The organism is Antrihabitans spumae (genome assembly GCF_043944905.1).
Classification (GTDB): domain Bacteria; phylum Actinomycetota; class Actinomycetes; order Mycobacteriales; family Mycobacteriaceae; genus Antrihabitans; species Antrihabitans spumae.
In genome coordinates, this window is record NZ_JBIMSN010000132.1 from 1 (window position 1) to 924 (window position 924).

General features: G+C 61.4%; 1 pseudogene. It reads left to right on the plus strand.

What is annotated here, in order from left to right:
* Nucleotides 1–897 (plus strand): annotated as a pseudogene (locus ACHIRB_RS26450) (hypothetical protein); the annotation flags it as partial.
* Nucleotides 898–924 lie beyond the last annotated feature (27 nt).

The following is a 924-nucleotide window of genomic DNA, read 5'->3' on the forward strand; positions in this document are numbered from 1 at the left end:
CGCTTCCCCCGAACTCTGTCCGGGATTGAGCGTGTCCAACACGAGGGGTCAAGGCCCGAGGACGACGCGGAGGACGTCGGCCCTCGTGGCACCGCATGGTCGGACGATGGATACGGCATCAACAAGCTGTTTAAGTCGCTCAACCCGATCGACATTCAGAACCAGATCGCACCGATCACCAGCACCCTCAGCGTGCTCGACAACTTCCACAGCCAGATCGCGGCGATCACCAGCACCCTCGGCGTGCTCGACAACTTCCACAGCCAGATCGCGCCGATCACCAGCACCCTCGGCGTGCTCGACAACTTCCACAGCCAGATCGCACCGATCACCAGCACCCTCGGCGTGCTCGACAACTTCCACAGCCAGATCGCGCCGATCACCAGCACCCTCGGCGTGCTCGACAACTTCCAGTTGCCGCTCACGCCACTAATGCCACAGGCAGTATTCGGCGATGTAAATCGACTTGTGCCTGCAATCGGGTTGGGTTCACAGCCGTATATCGCGAACGTCTTGGCAGGCATGAGTGGACAGTTCGCGGCAAATATGAGGCTCTTTACCCCGACCGCCGCGATGCTCGGATCGACGTTCGCCCACCTCAATAGCCTCGCGGACACGCTGCAGGGCCGTGTCGGCTCCTTGATCGGCAACTGGGCCATGTTGTCGAACCTCGGGCATCGCATCGCCGAGATTGCGCTGTCCGCAGCGTTGAAGGCGCGAGCCGCGGTACTGCGCGGTGACAATGATGAAGTAAGCCGATTCGCCTTGACATGGCTTGGCATTAAGAATGTGACTCGCCTCGTTATCGAGGCAGTGAAAGCCGCACTCCTGGATGCCTCCTGGCTCGATGTCGGCGGTGGCGCAGGGGCCTTGCCCCCGCGTGTTGGACACGCTTAATCCCGGACAGAGTCCGGGGGAAGCTGA